Origin of the sequence: Stenotrophobium rhamnosiphilum, assembly GCF_003052265.1 — a bacterium.
GTDB lineage: Bacteria > Pseudomonadota > Gammaproteobacteria > Nevskiales > Nevskiaceae > Stenotrophobium > Stenotrophobium rhamnosiphilum.
In genome coordinates, this window is sequence record NZ_QANS01000001.1 from 686,974 (window position 1) to 704,061 (window position 17,088).

Annotated in this window: 11 protein-coding genes; 8 read left to right on the forward strand and 3 right to left on the reverse strand. The window is 52.9% G+C overall.

Going from position 1 to position 17,088, the window contains the following annotated elements; all coding sequences use genetic code 11:
* Positions 1-166: 166 nt before the first annotated feature.
* From CJD38_RS03095 to CJD38_RS03115, 5 genes are read left to right on the forward strand one after another with little or no spacing between them, the layout of a single operon-like run.
* Positions 167-1,852, forward strand: a complete 1,686-nt coding sequence (locus tag CJD38_RS03095; protein ID WP_107938813.1) for a carboxylesterase/lipase family protein — start codon at positions 167-169, stop codon at positions 1,850-1,852.
* Between the two features lie 45 nt (positions 1,853-1,897).
* Complete coding sequence (locus CJD38_RS03100; protein ID WP_107938814.1) at positions 1,898-4,417, forward strand: TonB-dependent receptor; 2,520 nt, start codon at positions 1,898-1,900, stop codon at positions 4,415-4,417.
* A 41-nt stretch (positions 4,418-4,458) separates the two neighbouring features.
* Complete coding sequence (locus CJD38_RS03105; RefSeq protein WP_107938815.1) at positions 4,459-7,800, forward strand: glycosyl hydrolase; 3,342 nt, start codon at positions 4,459-4,461, stop codon at positions 7,798-7,800.
* Between the two features lie 9 nt (positions 7,801-7,809).
* Positions 7,810-8,106, forward strand: coding sequence for a helix-turn-helix domain-containing protein (locus CJD38_RS03110; RefSeq protein WP_107938816.1), 297 nt, complete (start codon positions 7,810-7,812; stop codon positions 8,104-8,106).
* Positions 8,107-8,108: 2 nt separating this feature from the next.
* The gene (locus CJD38_RS03115) at positions 8,109-9,119 is read left to right on the forward strand and encodes an alpha/beta hydrolase (RefSeq protein WP_107938817.1); all 1,011 of its coding nucleotides are present in this window, start codon (positions 8,109-8,111) and stop codon (positions 9,117-9,119) included.
* Positions 9,120-9,171: 52 nt separating this feature from the next.
* Here the strand turns inward: CJD38_RS03115 and CJD38_RS03120 are convergent, their stop codons facing one another.
* The 3 genes from CJD38_RS03120 to CJD38_RS03135 form a co-directional block, all read right to left on the reverse strand.
* A complete protein-coding gene (locus CJD38_RS03120; protein ID WP_107938818.1) occupies positions 9,172-9,963 on the reverse strand; it encodes a fatty acid desaturase family protein in 792 nt (263 codons plus the stop codon).
* 471 nt (positions 9,964-10,434) lie between these two features.
* Positions 10,435-10,764: a hypothetical protein gene (locus CJD38_RS03130; protein WP_107938820.1), complete on the reverse strand. Its 330-nt coding sequence runs from the start codon at positions 10,762-10,764 to the stop codon at positions 10,435-10,437.
* Positions 10,765-10,998: 234 nt separating this feature from the next.
* Complete coding sequence (locus tag CJD38_RS03135) at positions 10,999-11,640, reverse strand: TetR/AcrR family transcriptional regulator (protein ID WP_107938821.1); 642 nt, start codon at positions 11,638-11,640, stop codon at positions 10,999-11,001.
* 125 nt (positions 11,641-11,765) lie between these two features.
* On the opposite strand from CJD38_RS03135, the gene CJD38_RS03140 reads away from it, so the two are divergent.
* From CJD38_RS03140 to CJD38_RS03150, 3 genes are all read left to right on the forward strand, one after another.
* Positions 11,766-14,345 (forward strand): TonB-dependent receptor, encoded by a 2,580-nt coding sequence (locus CJD38_RS03140; RefSeq protein WP_161554146.1) that lies wholly within the window; start codon positions 11,766-11,768, stop codon positions 14,343-14,345.
* Positions 14,335-15,840, forward strand: a complete 1,506-nt coding sequence (locus CJD38_RS03145; RefSeq protein WP_107938823.1) for an alpha/beta hydrolase-fold protein — start codon at positions 14,335-14,337, stop codon at positions 15,838-15,840. Before CJD38_RS03140 ends, CJD38_RS03145 begins: the two co-directional genes overlap by 11 nt.
* 84 nt (positions 15,841-15,924) lie before the next feature.
* Positions 15,925-17,082 (forward strand): alpha-hydroxy acid oxidase, encoded by a 1,158-nt coding sequence (locus tag CJD38_RS03150; RefSeq protein ID WP_107938824.1) that lies wholly within the window; start codon positions 15,925-15,927, stop codon positions 17,080-17,082.
* Positions 17,083-17,088: the final 6 nt, after the last annotated feature.

Genomic DNA, 17,088 nt, shown 5'->3' on the forward strand with positions numbered 1-17,088 from the left:
TAGCTTCGCCTCCAAAAGACCCCTTTGCCATTGGGTGCTTAACTCCCAAATCGAGAACTGGGAGACTGGAATGGTTAACGCCGTTATTACAAAGACAGGCCTGTGCGTCGCGGCAGCTGGTTTGCTGAGAGTTGCCGCCATAGCGGCAGGTCCGGCGGTGTAAGCGGTGTCGCGTATTCAGTCACTCACCAAAGCTGCCGTATTCGTCGCCATGAATATCGTGCTTGCCAGTTCTTCGTTTGCGAACGAGCTTAGCGCTTCTGCCGCTGACGCCTCGTTATTGACCGCGCGCACCACACTTGGACCTTTACGCGGAACACAAGCAACTGGAGGCTCTGGAATTCGGTGGTTGGGAATTCCCTATGCCAAGCCACCAATCGGCGATCTCCGTTGGAAAGCACCAGAACCGCACCAGCCTTGGACTGATGTGCGAAGTGCCGATGTATTCGGCTCCCCGTGCGCGCAACTCGGTTCAATTTACGGGCCTCCGCCAGATGGAAAAGTCTGGGGTGCATCAAACGTTGAAGCTTTCGACAAACCTGTCGGCAGTGAAGATTGCCTGACGCTGAATGTTTGGAAACCCAATCATTCTGCAAGTCGATTGCCCGTCATCGTGTTTGTACATGGTGGCAGCAATATCGCTGGCTATTCCGGCGATCCTGTTTACGAAGGTGAGAAGCTCGCGGCCGCAACAGGCTCTGTTGTCGTCACCGTCAATTATCGTCTGGGTATTTTCGGATGGATGACACATCCGGCTTTTCAGAGCGACGACGCCAAGAGTAGCTCTGGAAATTTTGGAACCTTAGACATCCTTCTGGCGCTTCGATTTATTCAATCAAACGCAGCTGCTTTTGGCGGTGATCCAGCTAACGTAACTCTGATGGGCCAATCAGCAGGCGCCATCAACGTATATAGCGTGATGGGCTCTCCGCTTGGCGCGGGTCTCTTTCAGAAAGCAATCATCCTCAGTGGAATCATCGTCTCCACGCCGAGAGAGAAGGGCTATGAATTCTCAAGAAAGTTCGCTACGCAGTTGGTAATGGATGACGGCTTAGCTAAGTCGAAAGACGCAGCTAAAGAGTATTTGGAAAATAAGAATGCTTCCGAACTCAAGGCTTACCTGAAATCAAAAACAACAGCTCAACTGCTTACTGCTCAAGGCCAAGATCCTGCTTTGCGTCGAGTGCCGACGTGTTTTGGCGATGGCGCCGTTATTCCTGCCGACCTCAATGATGTCTTCGAAAAGGGGCAGTTCAACCGCGTTCCAACAATTGTCGGCATGACCCGAGATGAAGCAAAGCTATTCACAGCGAACGTCATGAAAGTCTCTGACGCTGAGCGATTCACCCTGATGTTGAAAACGGATTCTGATGCCGCGCCGACGTTGAAGCTGAAAGATTTGGTCACGCCATATCTGTTGCCAGCTTTGGGCTCCGGATTTTACGACGCCTATGCATGGCTGATTCTTAAAGCCGCAGAGCATCAGGCGAACGCCGCCATTACCACAATGGCTCGGCACGAGCCCAAAGTATTCGCCTACAGATTTGATTGGAACCAAGGCCCAGAACCTTGGAGAACCTTGTATGGCGCAGGACACGCCATCGATCTGGCGTTCGTCTTTGGGAATTTCTCAAACAACTTCTTCTCAATGGATTTCTCCAAGCGCAACAGCGCAGGCAGAGAAGCCTTGTCCAAAATCATGATGCGAACGATCGGCGCATTTGTCCGATCTGGCGATCCGAATAATCCAGAGCTCACGGCAACGTGGGATGCGTGGAGCCCGTCGGAAGGTAAGACCAAAAAATTCGTATTCAACGCTACCGATCAAGAAGTCGATTTGTCCGTGCGCTGAAAGAAGTGCGTGGGCAATTTAAAAAATTAGGAGAACGCTGGAACCATGAGCAAGATCACGAGAATCATTGTGGGTAGTAGGGGTTTATCTGTCGTAGGATATTGTTTGGTTCTGGCGCTGACTACGTTTCAGGTGAGTGCACAAGACAATCAGCAGGCGGAGCAAAACGCGTCACCAGCGCCAGCTCAATCTTTTGATGACGGACTTCTGAATGACATCATCAATTCCGGTGACACAAGCGCGCCCGAAGATACCATTGCCCAGCCATCAGCTGACGTGCTGCCAAGCAATGACAACGCGGCTGTCGTTGATCTGCCCAATATCCCGGTTGTCAGCGAACAGGCAGGAGCCTCGGTCGCTGATGCGCCAGTAGGCAACTCACGACAGATTGAAGAAATCGTTGTCACTGCAACCAAGCGAGAAGAATCGATTCGCGATATTCCTGCATCAATCTCAGCGTTCTCCGGCGCGGACTTGGAGAACCAAGGCAAGTTGAATCTAAACGACTTCATTCAGCAGTCGCCCGGCGTTGTTGCTTCACAGCAGGGTTCTGGATTCACCCGCATTTCAATGCGCGGTATCAGCACGGACACGAATCCAACTTCTACCAACCCGGCTACTGTCGGTATTTTCATTGGCGATACAGCTTTTACTGATCCTTACATCAACGGTATTACGCCTGATTTAAGTGCTTTCGATTTGTCCGGTGTGCAGGTACTGAAAGGACCGCAGGGAACGTTGTTTGGTGGCGCAGCGCTGTCTGGTGCAGTTCGTTATGAGCTTCAGGATCCCGTCGTTGGTGAATGGCAATTCCGAGGCTTCTCTTTGTACACGAGCCCTGATCAAGGCACGAGCGCATTTACGAATGGTGCCGCGATCAACGTGCCCATCCTCAAGGATGATGGACTGGCACTCAGGTTTGCCTATATCAAGCGCAACACCCCAGGCCTATACGCCAATACGCGAACCAATCCGCCAGAGCGGGGAGTGGACGAGGGAGAGGGCGATCAAATCCGCGCAATCTTGTTGTGGACTCCGTCTGAAGATTGGAAATTCAAGCTGACACATCTCACTCAAAACTTTTCGGCACCGAATGCAACCTCGTCTGCAGACTCACCGAATGGCCCGCGTGAGAGCGATAAATTTATTCTGGACCAACCCTTGAAGAACAAGTTTGGTTTGGATTCATTTGAAGTGAATTACAACTTTGATTCCATGCGAGTGGTGTCACTGTCCTCTTTCATCAGCAAGGATCTTTTCGTCTCGAATGACTTAACCCCGATCATCACGGGTTCTCCACCGCAGGGCTATCCGCAAGAACTGGGGTTATTCCTTGCAGTCAACGACGATTCTCGTGCGTTCTCTCAGGAGTTGAGACTGCAATCGACGGGAGATGGGCCATTCAAGTGGCTGGTCGGCGGATACTTCTACAACTACAAACTCGACTTCAACATGCTCGGAGATACGGTTCTTCACCAGAATATTTCCGCCAATGACCTGTTGAACTCCTTGCCGGGTGTTCTTGGAAGTATCGTTGACTTCACCACGCAGACCACTTCACTGCTCTACGCTGTGAACAAGGCAAAATCGCAGGAGCGCGCGTTCTTTACCGATCTCACTTACACATTGTGGGACGACCTCGATTTATCAGCGGGTGCGCGCTTCTATTCGACTTCCGTGTCGGGAGGATTCGTCGGGACAGGCGTTCTGGTGCTGGCGTCGAACAATCTAATGCCGGTGGATCTGACGAGTCGAATCGCGGAGCATGGAATCAATCCGAAATTCTCTGCGACCTATCGCTTCAGCGAAGATATCTCGCTGTATGGATTAGCCAGCAAAGGTTTTCGATTCGGCGGCCTTCAGCAGGTTCCATCAACGGCTACCAACGGCGTTCCTGCAACTTATAAATCCGATTCGCTGTGGAATTACGAATTGGGACTGCGAACCAGCTGGCTAGATCAAACGCTGCAAGCAGATATCACCGGCTTCTATATCAAGTACAAAGACCCGATTATTCAGCAGGCGACGCAGGGTATTCCGCTGAACTACTACGTCAATGTTTCGTCTGCAGTTAGTAAAGGCTTTGAGGCTAATTTCCTGTGGAATCCGCCTGTCGACGGTCTGACTGTTTCAGCGTCAGGCGGCCTTACTGATGCGTATATCACTGCGCCGTTTACCGCAGTGGGTGGTGTGGAGGTCAAGTCTGGCGCGCAAATGCCTGGCGCAGCGCGAAGCCAATACAATGCTTCCATCCGATACATGAAGCCGCTGTGGTTTGTACTGGCGGGCGTTGATGTGGGTTACAACTACATCGGCAAAGGATTTAGCAACGTCACGCACGACATTCCTATCAATGATTTCGGAACGCTCAATGCGGGACTCTCTTTGATGGGTGGATCTGAGACGAGTCGCCTGCGTCTGAATTTCAATATCGTCAACATACTCAACGAGACAGTTCCGGTGACTGGATCGATTAGCACGGCACTCAATCAGATCACAAAAATAAATCAGTACGTTTTGAACCAGCCACGTACTTTCACCATTCGATTGGGCCTTGATCTGTGAGGATTCTCCGCTCGCTTGGTTTCGCGCTGGTGGGCTGTGCAATGGCTACGACATTGCCATGCTCCTCACATGCAGAAGCTGCGAATCCGACGCTGAAATCCGTTGATCCTTTGTACGCGGGATTCGTCAATCCTCCGAATGCTGCTCGCCCAAGAGTGTGGTGGCACTGGATGAATGGCAATGTCACCAAAGAAGGAATCCGTAAAGACTTCGAGTGGATGCAGAGAGTCGGAATCGGCGGCGTGCATAATTTTGATGCGTCTCTTTCAACTCCGCAGGTTGTAGACAAGCGACTGATCTACATGTCGCCAGAGTGGGATGAGGCATTTTCGTATGCGGTTGGTTTGGCCGATCAGCTCGGTATGGAATTCGGGATTGCCGCCTCTCCTGGTTGGAGTGAAACAGGAGGGCCATGGGTTCCACCGCAAGATGCGATGAAGAAGCTGGTGTGGACCAGCATTGATGTTGCTGGCGGACAAGCTTTAGCGCAGCCATTACCGACGCCTTCTGATGTAGCAGGACCTTTCCAGGCGCTGCCTCCATCAGCAAATCCGGCGGCAGCCTACCGCGCAGTCGAGAAGCCCGTTCTGCCACGCTTCTATTCCGATATTGCAGTGCTGGCTTTTCCGATTGAGCAAACAAAGTCACTGCCTACTCCAAAGATTTCACTATCCGATGGAGTGGAAGTGGCATCGGCATCCATTGTCGATGACAGCTACGACACTGGAATTGAAGTGCCGGTTGGCGACGAAAAGAAACCGGGTTGGGTGTCCATTGAGTACCCAACTTCTCAAACGATTCGTTCAATCACGGTTTTCGTTCCCGGCGTGACCGCGTTATTTGGATCGAAATACCAAGCCAGTTTAGAAGTGGAAGAAGGCACTGGCTGGCAACGTGTGACCGATGTGCCGTTGACGGGCGTTCCATCGACAGCAAGCTTTGATCCGGTGACGGCGAAACGCTTCCGCGTATTGCTGACACACGTCGCGCCAGTGATTCCAAAATTCGCTATACCGGCAGAAGGCTCTTCAATCAGCCTGAAGAACTTTTTTGGGCCGCTGAAACCATCTGCGCTTGTGACTGAACTCCGATTGTCCTCAGAGTCCAGGATCGACAGATTTGAGGCGAAGGCTGGATTTGCGATTGTTCCGGACTACTACGCCATCGAGCGAGCAGATAGCTCGAATGATGTTGGCGCACCAACGGCGTCGGTGCGCGACGTGACATCTTTTCTTCATGCGGATGGCACGCTCGCTTGGACTCCGCCTGAAGGAACATGGCGAATCCTAAGGGTGGGATATTCCTTGACGGGAACCACGAATCATCCTGCAACAAAGGAAGCGACTGGATTAGAAGTCGACAAGTACGACGGCGCAGCGGTTGGTCGATACATCAATCACTACTTCGACACCTATCGTTCAGCGGTCGGCGACAAATTGATAGGCAAGCGTGGCGTGCGTGCCGTTCTGACCGACAGTATCGAAGTGAAAGCGAGTAATTGGACGCCTGCGTTCATCGCGCAATTTAAGCGTCTTCGAGGTTATGACCCGATTCCGTGGCTGCCGGCTCTCACAGGCACTATTGTTGGCGATCGAATCAGTAGTGAGCATTTTCTCTACGACTTTCGACGCACCTTGGCCGATTTGATCGCGAGCGAGCATTACGGAAAAGTTGCCGAAGCAGCACACGACCGCGGGCTTTTTTACTACAGCGAAGCGCTAGAAAATGGACGGCCATCGCTTGGCGATGATATGGGGATGCGTGCTCCGGCTGATATCCCCATGGGTGCTTTCTGGACGCATCCTGTCGGCACCCAATCAGATCCTACTTTTTTTGCCGATTTAAAAGGTGCGGCTTCTGTTGCGCATGTTTACGGCAAACCGCTGGTGGCAGCTGAATCATTAACGACCGCACTACACCCTTGGGGCTATGGCCCCGCAGATTTGCTGCCGATGATCAATCGCTTGTTCGCAGCGGGCGTCAACCGACCCGTCTTGCACACGTCGGTTCATCAGCCGATTGATAGCAAAGGCCCCGGTCTTACGCTTTCTATCTTTGGTCTGGATTTCAATCGACTGGATTCGTGGGCGGGGCTAGCGAAACCTTGGGTTACCTATATCTCTCGCTCCAGCTACTTGTTGCAGCAAGGCAAGAATATTGCGGACGTTGCTTATTTCTATGGAGAAGAAGGGCCTCTCACTGCGCTGTATCACGACAAGGCCGTGCAGGATGCTCCGCGTCGATATGCCTATGACTTCGTCAATTCTGAAATTGTTTTGAATGAATTGTCTGTGGTGAAAGGCAAGCTAGTCAGTCGCAGTGGCGCGCAATACCGATTGCTGTACTTGGGCGGAAGCAGCGAGAAGATGACCGTCCCCGTGTTGCGGCGTTTGAAAAAGTTAGTTGCTGACGGCGCCACCATCGTCGGAATGGCTCCAACTTCCAGCCCAAGCCTTGCAGATGATTCGTCTGAATTCTCCAGCTTGGTGACCGAACTCTGGCGCAGCAAGAAATATCAGAGTCGTGTCATCGCGACGCGCGATGTCGAGGCTGCACTCAAGAAAATCCAGGTGACTCCAGATTTTGATCCAATCAATGCTGACGTTCTGTCCGATATCTTGTTCGTGCATCGCCAGTCACGCGAGGCTGAGATTTACTTCATTCATAACGCGACTGATGTGGCTAAACAGTTTGATGCTGGATTCCGTGTGTCAGGAAGAGTTCCAGAAATCTGGAATGCAGAAACAGGCGCAGTAGAACCCGTCTCATATCGAACTGAAGGCGACGTCACCAAGCTGCGCATGAGTCTGAGACCTCAAGATGGAGTCTTCGTTGTTTTTCAACGCAGAGCGACTCGAACTCAGCTTGAGGTTCCGCAGCGTGCCGTGAAAAAGATGATCGACATTGAAGGGCCGTGGTCAGTCGCATTCCAAGCGGATCGCGGCGCGCCGACATCAGCACAACTGACGCAGCTATCTTCGTTGTCTGAAAATCAGAATCCCGCAATCAAATATTTTTCAGGAGTTGCGACATACCGTACGTCGTTCAAGATTTCCTCCAAGCCGCAGGGAAATGATCATGTCTTCATCAATCTTGGAGGCGTTGGCGATGTTGCGGAGTTGAAGGTCAATGGCAAGTCCGTCGGCTATGCATGGAAGTCGCCATTCCGAATCGACGTTACATCAGCGCTGCAAGTAGGCGAGAACGAGCTTGAGATTTCAGTCGCTAATCTTTGGGTCAATCGCCTGATAGGAGATGCGCAGACAGGTGCGACGAGCGTGACAGGACTAAAGAGCTTGCCGTATCTGCCGACGACACCGCTGCGTCAATCAGGACTAATCGGACCAGTTTCATTGGAAGTTCAGCATTGCCAGTTCCTTTGAGATAAACGCATGAGTATTCATCAGTTCAGGATTGAAATCCGGAGCCAACTTCAGGAATCGCTAACTGAACGAGAACTTCAAATTCTCGCGTGGGCGGGGCAGGGACTTTCCATGAAAGGAACAGCTCAGGTTTTGGGTATCTCATCCAGTACCGTCAGGTGGCATTTGAAAAATACCTACCTGAAGCTTGGCGCAACCTCTCGCGAAGATGCACTTCGAATCGCTCGTGCTGATCGTCTCATTGCTTCGGGTCTGCTTTGTGAGAAATGTGCTTGTGCGCTTGAGCCCGCACTGCTGACGGCCTGACTATGATTCAAACGAACGTTCATCCACGCAGTCGACGCCGCACTATTCTGATTAGTGCGATTGCCTTGCTGGTGCTGGCAATTGTGGCAGTGAAGATCTCCAGCTTCAGGTCTGGAGAATCGATGGTGACGCATCTCGTTCGTGTTGCTGTTCTGCCGATGCTGCAAGTGAAGTCGACGATGCAAAACGTCGACCGCTACCAAGAGCTTGTCCAGAAGAGACAGGCTGAAGGTGATGCGCGACCCAGTGACAAGTTAAAAAAGCAGTTTGATATCCGAACAGAGTCGATCGGCGGATATCTCTACTACATCGTGTCACCGAAAAATTCGAAACCTGATCGCGCAATTATTTACATTCATGGCGGCGCGTATGTGGGGCCGATGGCTGACTTCCAGTGGAATTTAGTTAAGGGCCTCGCCGAACGCACAGGCGCGCAATTGATAGTGCCCAATTATCCGCTTGCACCCAAGCATGATTGGAAAGACGCGTACGCGATGATGGCGCAGCTTTACGACAGGCTGATTCAGCAATTTCCCGCGAATCGAATTTCCATCACCGGTGATTCTGCAGGTGGGGGGTTGGCGTTAGGTTTTTCCATGGAGTTGCGCGAACGAGGAAAGCCAATGCCCGGATCGATTGTCCTGTTCTCACCGTTTCTTAATCTGCTCGCTGATAACCCTGCGCAGGCAGCTCTTGAAGATATCGATCCGCTGCTATCGCGGCCTGCACTCGTCTGGGCGGCCAAACAATGGGCCCGCGACACGCTTCTCGATGATCCGCACGTCAGTCCCGTTCTCGGCAATCTTTCCGACCTTCCGCCAACGCTAATCTTTAGCGGCACGGCTGATCTTCTGCATGTGGACTCTCTTCAATTTGTTGAGCGAGCACGAGCACAAGGTGTCGATGTCACTTACATCCAAGGTCGCAACATGACGCATGGATGGTCAGTGCTTCCATTGCCGGAAGCTGCGCCGCTTTACGACGCGACTGCTGGTTTTATTGCGCGACACTGAGGCTCTCTTCGTTCCAACTACTGTTTAGCTTGCGAGCATTGTCGAGCGTTTTCTAAAACACCTTATTTGAAGCAAGGTCCGGCGCCACCGCATCCAAGCGCCGCGCGAGAACGGGCAGTTTGCACGTCGGTACAGCTGGGAAGAGGTGATGCTCGACGTGATAGAACATGTTGTAGGTGATAAGTGCCTTCAGTTTATGGCGAATAGTTCGGGCAAAAGCCGTTTCAGAATGACAGTCATGATGCACGGTCCAGACAGCAAAGAATGCGGTCAGACACTGGCCCGCCAGCATGGCTGTGACGTGATATTTGAGCCATTGAGCTTCCAGAGCAAAGAAGGCTATAAGAATGAACACGACATTCGCCAGAAGCTCAGCCCAAATCCACCGACGATAGCGAGCATCCGCTATTTCAAGGGCCTTACTGTGGATATGCAACGGGAATAATGGGCCGATCAGTATCGCTTTCCACCAAGGCATACGAGCGCTCATCGCCTCTACATCATTCTCAGTCATACAGTAGCGGTGATGACGCAGGTGAATGAATTGCACTGCATGCATTGAGCCAAGCATAAATACGCTAAGTGCAAACATTACCCACTCGGTTGCGCTACGAGACAAGCCGAGCGCGTAGTGGTACGCGTTATGGACTTGACGCAGGCCTGTTAGGAAGAACATGAACGATGCGCCCAGTGCGAGCAGATAGTACTCATGCGCCGCAGCGAACCAAGAGGCGGCTAGCCAAGGTGCCGAAAGAGTCAGTTCGTACGCCACCTCAAACTTGGTGAGGTAGCGCAAATCCTTCCAGCCTATGCTCTTGAGACGTTCATCCCGGAGTTCAGACAAGTGCTAGCTCTCCCAAGATAAACAACGCTCAAACTCAGGCGCGGCCCCGCGAAGCGGGGGCGTCAACTGGAGTGTCTTGTTAGATGCGTAGTAAATGAAGGGCAACACTGCTAACTACCATGACAAATGTGGTGAGGGAGACGAAGAGCATTGTTGTCTTGAGGCCTCCAAACACGCTGAATGGCACACTTTGATTCCATGAGGTGGGATTTGCAGAGCGCCATGCCGCAGCGCGTTTGCTTAGCCAACGAAAATATAAGGCTACGGTTAGGAAGGTCAACGCTAGCGGAGCAGCCGTAGCGATTCCTTTCTGGCGATAAATGGCCGCAATAGCAAGGAATACGAATAGGCCAAGGAGCGTGAATGCAACAGCCAATCTTCGGGAATGTGCTTTAGCTAGAGATGAGCTATCCATGTATATCTAACGCTCAAGTTAAGCGGCAAGCGTAGCCCGTCCGCTTGGATGCCTGATTAGGCATTGTTTTGCCCTGATGAAGGGAATTCGTAGTACTCAAGTGAGAAATCTGTGCCATCGTCGTATAGCAATTGTCCGCCATAGTGCTTGAAGCTAGCCAATTGACCGAAACCATTTTTGAGAGCTTCGCAAAGGGCCTGTACGGCGTCTGCCCCCGCCATGTTTATGACGCCACCATAAAGAGGCTTGCACGACACGGGACAGCGCCATTGTTGGACTGGACTGCTTTCATTGAGAAAAGGCTTGCCTATAAGCAGCTCAATTTCGATGCGCTCACCGCTTGGACGAATACCTACAACCTTGAAGCTGGCGGTGACCAAGTCCATTTTGCCTAACTACAATTGGGCCGCCTAATGGCGGTAATTAATTGCTGCATTTCGGCAGTTGTTGTCGATCGGGTCATTCTGAAGGCGCTGAATTCGCTTGGCTCTATAAATCACTATCACCCGATCAGACCGCTAAATCAATTTACGTAATTGGGATGCCCTAAAGCGGCCGCTTGCAATTGACAGGAAAGGGCTGATTCTAGCCGTCGGGTTAGTGCCAACAGCGTACATTCGTTATGCGTCTTTAAAAACCATTCCGTCAAAGATCGGGATCAGATCCTTGGCCTTAACGAAGCGGGCATGGGTTTGAAATTGAACGGTGGCCATCCCGTTGATATACGAAACGAGGTGTGACGCAACTGTCTCGGCGTCGCTACGCAATTTTTCACCTCGGGCCAGAGAACTCTGCTCGATACACCGCGCAACATCCTTGATGACTTTGCGCGCCAGATCCGACACTTTTTCTGCGATGTCTGGGCGGCTGAGTGAGATCGTCTGCACGACAAAGAACAGGCGCTCGGAATCATCCACTGGCTTTTCCGTGTTGAAGCTGTCGGCCAACAGCGCAGACAGTTGCTTGAGATTGCGTCTCAGCGGGGTGCCCGGCACAAAGTGCTTGAACAGACTCTGCTCGAGATCAGCTGTGGCGCTGCGCCACAGCTCGAAAAATAAATTCTGCCGGTCGCCGAACAGGGTGTAGACCGGCATGCGTGAGCACCCGGCATATTCCGCGACCTGATCAATGGTGACGGCGTCGTAGCCTTTCTCGCGAAACATCACGCGGGCGGCTTCCAGCAAATCTTGCACGCGGGCGGCTTTTTGCTGCTCGCGGCTTAAGCGCGGTTTTTTACGGGGATTGCCCGCTGGTTGGTTCATTCAAAGGTCCTGACTAAAGGCGTCGGCTTGCGTCTGAGTATATTAAACGCTATATTTTTATAAACACAGTGTTTATAAAAACAAATAGTTTATATAACCGTGCCACGTGCATGGCAGGAGCGAGAATGAATCTTTGGACAAGAAAACTGCTGATCGCAGCAGCAGTGGCGACAACGTCCTGCTGGGCTGTGACTGGATCATCGCAGGAAACGACAGCACCAGAAACACCGGTTGAGCCCACGACTGCAGCGCCGAACAGCACAGCGCCAGCCGATAACGCCACGGTCGCAGCGGACCTATTGGACGTGCTCAACGTTGAATCTCCAATGGCTGAATCCTCAACGACTGAATCCGCTCCTACTGAATCTGTTGTACCTGAATCTTCTGCTGCTGAAGTTGCTTCAGAGCTTGATGTGATTCCGCTCCCACAGCGTCCAAATGCGATCCCCCCGCCGGAAGCGCCAGCAGCGGGTCCCCGCCTCGAAAGCATTGAAGTAACCGCCTCGTATCGCAGCGAAAATGTGCAGGACGTTGCGGGCAGTGCACATGCATTCGGAGGGCGCGCGCTCGACAAAGCAGGTGTCACCGGCATGCAGGATTACCTGCTGCAAGTGCCTAGCGTGTCGCTGCAAAAGTCTGGCAATGGCACGGCAAGAATCGCCATGCGCGGCATCTCCAACGTCAATGCTTCAGATCTTGGTTATGGCGATGGCTCGCCCACGACCGGTGTCTATCTCGACGATGTCGCGATCCAAGGCTCAGGCGTTTTTCCCGATCTCAACATCTATGACTTGTCACGCATCGAAGTGCTGAAAGGCCCGCAAGGCACCTTGTATGGCGAAGGCTCCATGGGCGGCGCCATCAAGATGATCACTCGCGAACCTTCGTTAAACGAATGGACAGTACGCGGCACGCTTATGGGCAGCCAGACACAACAGGGTGGCGACAGCTACGACGCTCGCCTGGCTGTGAACATCCCGCTGTGGGAAGACCACATCGGTGCACGCATCGTCGGCACCAAGCGTAAGACCGGCGGCTATGTCGACTACACGGCACTCAACCGTCCGGATGCCGACGAAGAAGACGCAGACTCCGTTCGTGGCCTGCTGCGTTGGCAAGTCAGCGACAACTTCCAAGCGGATTTCTTGCACCTTCAAGATCACAGCAACAAGAAACAGTTTCCAGTCGTGGAACCCGGCCACACGGAAGATCTGACCAACTCGCATGTGGAAGATCAGTACGCGAAGACTGATTTCGCCATCAATGCGCTAACGCTACGCTGGACATTGCCGTTTGCCGAGCTGACCTCAGTCAGTGCGCTTTACGACACAGACAAAGACATGCGCCGCCGCACGCCGGTTTTGCAGACGCTGGTCAACGGGCAATTTCTGACGCTGGGCCTAGGCCAACCGCCAGACATATTCAGCAACGCTTCGACTCGCGTTATCACTGATCTCAATTCGTTCTCGCAAGAATTGAGATTGGTGTCCAATGGCGACGAACGCTTCGACTGGATCGCTGGCGCTTTCTATCGCGACCGCAGCCAGACCTTTGATGAAACAAAGCGTGAAGACAATATTCCTGACATCGATCCCACTGGCGGCCTGCTTAGCGGCCTCCTCGGTGCTTTTTATCCTCTGCAGGGGGAACAGGAGCATGGCTTTGGCGATGAGGCCTTCACCCAATATGCTGCGTACGGTGAACTCAAGTGGAACGTGATTCCTGAACGCTTTGAAATCACCGCCGGCTTGCGTTATTTCAGCGAGGACATCGACTTCTACTTCGACTCCTATCTGTCTGGCGTCGAGGCCTTTCTCATCGGATCTGATCCCAACAACATCGATCCCGAAACTCAAACGGTCAGCGTGCACGTTAAGCAGCGTATGAACAGCAAGGGATTTTTGCCCAAGCTTTCGGCTTCATGGCACTTCAACGCAGACCACATGGTTTACGCCACAGTCAGTCGCGGATTCCGTTCCGGCACATCCAACATCTTGGCGACGCTGGACGCAGGCCCCGCAATCATTCGACCCGACTATGTGTTGAACAAAGAAATCGGCACCAAGTCCACTTGGCTGGATGGCCGACTCACCAGCAATCTTGCGGTCTATCACATCGACTGGAAGGACATTCAGGGCACGGTTGTGGGAACCGCGATGCTCGGCAGTATTCCACTTTCCAATTTCGGTCATCTCGACAATGCTGGAGACGCGGTGGCCTATGGAGCTGAAGCGTCCGTGGCATGGTTGCCAATCGAAAACCTTACGCTGCTGGCCAATGCTGGATTCAACGACGGCAAAGTGACTCGATCTGAAGATCCCACCACCGTGCAGAAAGGCGCCAAGCTGCCCAACATGCCGAAGTTGACGCTCAGCACCACGGCGAATGTGACCTTTTATTTGCCGTTCGATCTTAACGGCGATGCCAGCGCTACGCTGTCCTTCATCGGCTCGCAGTACGCAGTGTTTGAACCAGCACCTCAAAAGGATGCGCTGGGTAACACAATCGATTACGGCGACTTTACCGTGCCGAGTTACGCCCTACTTAAAGCAAGCATCGGTGCCGGCACCGACCAGTGGCGCGTACAGCTGTTCGCCGACAACTTGCTGGACCGCCACGCGATCACATCTGTCTCTGGCCCCACCGTGCAGTACACCGTGACCACGCCACGCACCGTTGGCCTGCGACTCAGTTATGAATTCTGAAATCATGACTTCGATGTCGGCTAGCCGCTTTTCTATCAGCCTGCGCGACGCGACCTGTCGACGACATACTGGTATCGATTGCCACGAGTTGAAGGCGAGCAATGATCATGTGATGTATCGCGTCATCGTTGCAGTCCCAGTGTCTTACGTAGAGAAACCCAAGCGTCACTATCCACTTGTCGTGCTGCTCAACGCCTGCGACATATTTGGTTCAGCCGTCGAGATGAGTCGTCTGATGGCGCAGACTCGCGAGATCGAAGAAAGCATCATCGTCTGCTTTGAAACGCCGACCGTGACCACCGACGACGTCCAGCGTCACGGTGCGTTCATTGCCGAGCAGCTACTGCCTTGGTGTCGCGACAAGTATCGTGTGGCGCCTGGTTCAGTCGCATTGTTCAGTGGATTGGTTGGCACTGTTGAAGCGATCTTGCGCAATGTTGGTGCCACTGCGTTGCAGCCGCTGCTTGGCGTGGGCGACCTAAACAACGACACCAATCGCGTGCCGATGTTGGTGAGTGGACTACGTCGACATCTCGGTACGGGTCATGAATATGGCAGCGAGATCGTGCCGCTCAGCAATCCATTTCTCAGTAAAACGATTGGCGCGCTGCGGCCATTCATCAGCGCGCTGCGTTCCATGACTGCAAGCGCACCCGAGAATCTCAGCCAGTATGTGATTCGCTCGCAGCAGATGGAACGTGATTTCGAAGTCTTTGCGGTTCTACCCGCATCTGCTGCCGCAAATCCGTCCCGTCGGTATCCGACGCTGTTGGTGCTCGACGCCAATATCGAATTCTCGACCGTCGCGGAAGCTGCAGCGCGCATGGCGCGACGCGGCGAAATCGAAGAGATCATGGTGATCGGTATCGGCATTCCTCGCTCGGAAGGCGCCGTTGAATTCGGCTTTCGCCGCTTCGAAGAGTTTGCACCGCCACCCGATGGTTATCGCTTCGACGACCGACTGGGTCGCATCTTCCGTGCGCTGTTCGCAACTCGCGGACAGGACGCACGCAAGTGTGTCGGCAAGGCTTCACAGCTGCACAGCTTCTTGCTTGACGAACTATTGCCGACGCTGACGCAACAGTTACCAGTCGATGAAAACAACTTGGACATCCTTGGCCATTCTGCCGGCGGAACCTTTGTCGCTTATACGCTTAAGCAGGAAAGATCGCCGTTTCGCAATTACGCAATCATCAGTCCTGGCGTGGGCATGAGTGGCTCATGGTTGATGCGAGAGCCGCAAAATTCGCAGGCTTCGCAAGCGCTGTCCAAGTCGGCACGCCAAGCTTTCTTCGCTGTCGGCGGTGACGAAAAAACGAACCGCTTCTGTCAGATTGCCGGCATTCCTGAAACCGAAGCACTTTCCTTGCAGGTGAGGAAACAGCATTCAGAAATGAAGGTTAACTTCCAGTGCTTCGATGGTGAAACACATTCCACCATCTACCCAAATGCAATAGCAGAGGCTTTGCGCTCGTTCTATTGCATCGAGTCTTAATGACGCTCTCGCCGAAGGCTGATTGTTCAGCTCAGCCGCGGTGATGTAACAGGCGCTTAAATTACAAAGAATAGGAAAGCATTCATGAGCCTGAAGCGTTGCTACAACATTGACGACCTGCGCATTCGAGCGAAGAAAAAATTACCTGCGCCGATGTTTCACTATATCGACGGTGGTGCTGATGACGAATGGACGCTGCGACGAAACACCAGCGCGTTCGAGCAATATCAGTTACTGCCACGGTATTTGAACGATATTTCCAGAGTTGATCTGAGCACGCGAGTGTTGGACAGTGATCTGCGCATGCCGTTGCTTCTCAGTCCGACGGGCATGTCGCGCTTGTTCCATCATCACAAAGAGCTCGGCGCAGCGAGGGCAGCAGATAAGCACGGATTGCTCTATAGCTTGTCGACGATGGCGACGACTAGTCTCGAAGATGTAGCAGCTGCCACGACGGGCCCAAAGATGTTCCAGATCTACATCTTCAAAGATCGCGAGCTGACCCGAGAGTTGGTGCAGCGCTGCAAAAAGGCTGGCTACAAGGCTCTGTGCCTGACCGTCGATACCGCTGTCGCAGGCAATCGCGAGCGTGACCATCGACATGGCATGACGATGCCGCCACGCATTACGCCAAGTTCTTTTTTTAGTTATGCCACGAGCTTCGAATGGCTGTTCAATTTATTGCGAGATCCGGATTTCCGTTTAGCGAATGTCGCACATCGTGTTGATGCGCTCGGTAACGGAGCAATGGGCTTGATCGAATATGTGAACAGTCAGTTTGATCGTAGTGTCACTTGGGAAGATGCAGCTTGGCTCGCCGAACAATGGCAGGGACCTTTCGTTATCAAAGGCATGAGCACGGTAGAGGATGCGAAGCTGGCAGTGTCGATTGGAGCAACCGCAGCGATGTTGTCCAACCATGGAGGCAGGCAGCTCGACGGTTGTCCATCTCCGATCGAAACAGTTGCGCCTATTCGTGATGCCATCGGCAATCAGCTGGAACTCATCGTTGATGGCGGCATTCGACGCGGCACGCATGTACTGAAAGCTTTGGCACTCGGCGCCAATGCTTGTTCAATTGGTCGACCGTATCTTTATGGTCTTGCCGCAGGAGGCGAGGCAGGGGTGGATCGGGCATTGACGCTACTGCACGATGAAATCGCACGAAGTCTAAACCTGCTCGGCTGCACATCGGTGTCAGAGCTCGGCCCGCAGCATGTCCGACAACTTAATGTTGCATAGACGGTG

What these genes read in the sequence shown, in the direction of transcription:
- CJD38_RS03100 (WP_107938814.1), top strand. Translation starts at nt 1,898, where the DNA reads ATGAGCAAGATCACGAGAATCATTGTGGGTAGTAGGGGTTTATCTGTC.
- CJD38_RS03105 (WP_107938815.1), top strand. Translation starts at nt 4,459, where the DNA reads ATGGCTACGACATTGCCATGCTCCTCACATGCAGAAGCTGCGAATCCG.
- CJD38_RS03110 (WP_107938816.1), top strand. Translation starts at nt 7,810, where the DNA reads ATGAGTATTCATCAGTTCAGGATTGAAATCCGGAGCCAACTTCAGGAA.
- CJD38_RS03115 (WP_107938817.1), top strand. Translation starts at nt 8,109, where the DNA reads ATGATTCAAACGAACGTTCATCCACGCAGTCGACGCCGCACTATTCTG.
- CJD38_RS03130 (WP_107938820.1), bottom strand. Translation starts at nt 10,764, where the DNA reads ATGGACTTGGTCACCGCCAGCTTCAAGGTTGTAGGTATTCGTCCAAGC.
- CJD38_RS03135 (WP_107938821.1), bottom strand. Translation starts at nt 11,640, where the DNA reads ATGAACCAACCAGCGGGCAATCCCCGTAAAAAACCGCGCTTAAGCCGC.
- CJD38_RS03140 (WP_161554146.1), top strand. Translation starts at nt 11,766, where the DNA reads ATGAATCTTTGGACAAGAAAACTGCTGATCGCAGCAGCAGTGGCGACA.
- CJD38_RS03145 (WP_107938823.1), top strand. Translation starts at nt 14,335, where the DNA reads ATGAATTCTGAAATCATGACTTCGATGTCGGCTAGCCGCTTTTCTATC.
- CJD38_RS03150 (WP_107938824.1), top strand. Translation starts at nt 15,925, where the DNA reads ATGAGCCTGAAGCGTTGCTACAACATTGACGACCTGCGCATTCGAGCG.